Here is a 2529-nt window from a genome sequence, read left to right as displayed (position 1 = left end):
CTGTCATTTCAGCCATTCATCTTGTCCTCCAACCTATAAGCCTTAGTCCTTACATTATAACCTAGGTGAGAAGCAAAAAGAATCCCTAAAAAAATGAAATCCCCTATTCAGCTCAACCAAAATTCAGCAATCCTTCAGGTTCCAGACATAGTTTCTTCACAGTCATCTGACATAATGATCTATTGAAGATTCATTCATGAACCGGAGGAATTACCTTTGAATAACAACCAAAAAATCACGCTTCAAGCCACAAGAGGAGCGGCAGCATTTTTTGTGCTGCTTTTCCATACGTCAGCCATGTCTTTCAAGTATTATCAATACGACTTTCTAGGGGTCAGCTCGATTGGGAGATCAGGTGGGGTCGACTTCTTTTTCTTATTAACCGGCTTCTTGCTCTTTCATACATACGGCCACAAAATCGGAACCCAAATGACCGTTCTCCCCTACTTAACAAATCGCCTTATACGTATCTATCCTTTCTATTGGCTAATTACACTCGTAGTACTGCCTGTCTATTTTTTTGTTCCTAGCTTTGGATACGGCTTTGAGACCAACAAAGATACTATTATTAAATCATTCCTGCTGCTCCCTCAAGCACATGGCCCCGTCCTGCCGGTGGCTTGGTCGTTAAGCTATTTTGTGCTATTTTACTTAGCTTTCAGTCTTCTTCTTGCTCTTGGGAAAAAGCCAGCACTTATTTTCGCTTCAATATGGATTGCCTTAACTTTATGCCATTTTCTGCGTATACCGCTGGTAAGTGCCGATATCGACCGTCATTTCTATTTAAACTTTCTCTTCAGTGATGTGAATTTAGAGTTTATGGCAGGTTGTTTATTGGCCAAATGGGCGGAGCAACATAAAAGTAAACATTACAAATGGTCGATTTCTATCGGAGCGGTTGGATTTTTACTTATATGGATCAATAACAAATTTCAATTTGCTCCTTATCACAGTTACCTGCTATACGTTATTCCAGCCGTATTTGTACTGTTAGGCGCTTCTTCCGTACCTGAGCGGATTAAACTGCCAAGGTGGGTTATGGCCCTTAGTAAGCTAGGGAATGCATCTTACGCTGTTCTACTTACACATCTTATATTCATTTCAATATTAATGAAACTAAGTGTGGCTACTCATCTGGTTGATTATTTGGGTTCTCTGCTCACAAATGTAATAATTGTGATATGTGTCGTGCCACTATGTCACATGGCATACAGGTTGGCCGAGAAACCTCTTGTCGCTGGACTTCGCAATGTCATAAAGGTAAGTCCTTCCCGCTCTTCAAAACCTGCCTCCTAAACAAAAAGACTGCCTAGGGCTAGAGAAGCCCCAGCAGTCTTTTATTTATTTTCACCACATATACACAATACCGGTAATAATTCCTGCCCAGATCAGGGAACCGAACACCACACCAACAATCAAACCTTTGCCAATTGAAAAGCGTTCATCTTGGTAAGCGTCATCATGATCGATCATAGAAAAACCTCCCCGCACTATCAAGTATATGCCTAGTATGGGGAAGATGTTGACGAATCATGCGGTTGGGATGAAAAAATTTAATTAATAGGCATTTTTATTGATAAAGCCATTAACAATCGTTCGCCAAATAATTTTAATATCGAATAAAAAAGTCCAATTTTCAATGTAAAAAATATCGTGTTTGATACGTTCTTCAATCGAAGTGTCTCCACGCAAGCCATTGCTTTGCGCCCACCCCGTAATACCAGGACGAATATGATGCTTCACCATATACTTTGGAACTTCTTCCTTAAACTGTTCCACGAAATAAGGGCGTTCCGGCCTTGGGCCGACTACACTCATGTGCCCAAAAAGCACATTAAAAAACTGAGGCAGCTCATCTAAACTCGTTTTCCGCAGGAAAGTTCCAACCTTTGTGCGCCGCGGGTCATTTTCAACCGTCCATTCCGTATTTGAGGCACTTTCCGGCAAAACATTCATGCTGCGAAACTTATACATCATAAAATTCCTGCGATTTAGTCCAACCCGCTCTTGCTTGAAGATAATAGGACCATTAGAAGTTAGCTTAATTGCAATTAGAGACGCCAGCATCACTGGCGCTGTAATGATGATTGCCGCAAGAGAGAATATGATATCAAATGCCCGCTTGAACAGCCGATTTCGGAACTCATCCAGAGGAATATCCCGCACATTAATGAGCGGCATCTCCGCAAAATTATCAAAATAAGGACGCGATGGTAAGAAGTCATAAAAGTCCGGAATGATTAACGTTTTAACGCCGATTTTCTCGCAAACATTGATAATATGACCAAATTTACGATGGGCATCCAATGGGAGCGCAATAATGACCTCATCGACAATACTATCATTCAAAATCGATTCCAGGTCATCGATTTTACCGATAATGGGCTTATAATTTTGGTAAGGAATTTCGTGCTTTTCTTGATAATCATCAAGGAATCCAACGACCTCATAACCTAACTCTGGATGCTGTCTGAGCTTCGTGTAAAACTGTCTGCCAAGCGATCCAGCTCCAAGAATAAGGATAAATTG

The 2529-nt window shown here is 41.0% G+C and carries 3 protein-coding genes; 1 reads left to right on the top strand and 2 read right to left on the bottom strand.

Annotated elements, in window-relative coordinates; translation table 11 throughout:
• Window positions 1-216: 216 nt before the first annotated feature.
• Complete coding sequence (locus AC1DUA_RS33435; RefSeq protein WP_477503834.1) at window positions 217-1296, top strand: acyltransferase family protein; 1080 nt, start codon at window positions 217-219, stop codon at window positions 1294-1296.
• A gap of 51 nt (window positions 1297-1347) precedes the next feature.
• On the opposite strand, the gene AC1DUA_RS33430 is transcribed toward AC1DUA_RS33435, so the two are convergent.
• Window positions 1348-1473 (bottom strand): hypothetical protein, encoded by a 126-nt coding sequence (locus AC1DUA_RS33430; RefSeq protein ID WP_268894366.1) that lies wholly within the window; start codon window positions 1471-1473, stop codon window positions 1348-1350.
• A gap of 84 nt (window positions 1474-1557) precedes the next feature.
• Window positions 1558-2529 (bottom strand): undecaprenyl-phosphate glucose phosphotransferase (locus AC1DUA_RS33425; RefSeq protein WP_477503833.1); only part of this gene is annotated, 972 nt, incomplete at its 5' end.

This window comes from Paenibacillus sp. 01T422 (genome assembly GCF_056398785.1).
Note: the sequence above shows the minus strand (reverse complement) of the source record. Positions and strands in the feature narration are given on the sequence as shown.

Coding starts and splice junctions, on each gene's coding strand:
- AC1DUA_RS33430 (WP_268894366.1), bottom strand. CDS start 1,473: ATGATCGATCATGATGACGCTTACCAAGATGAACGCTTTTCAATTGGC.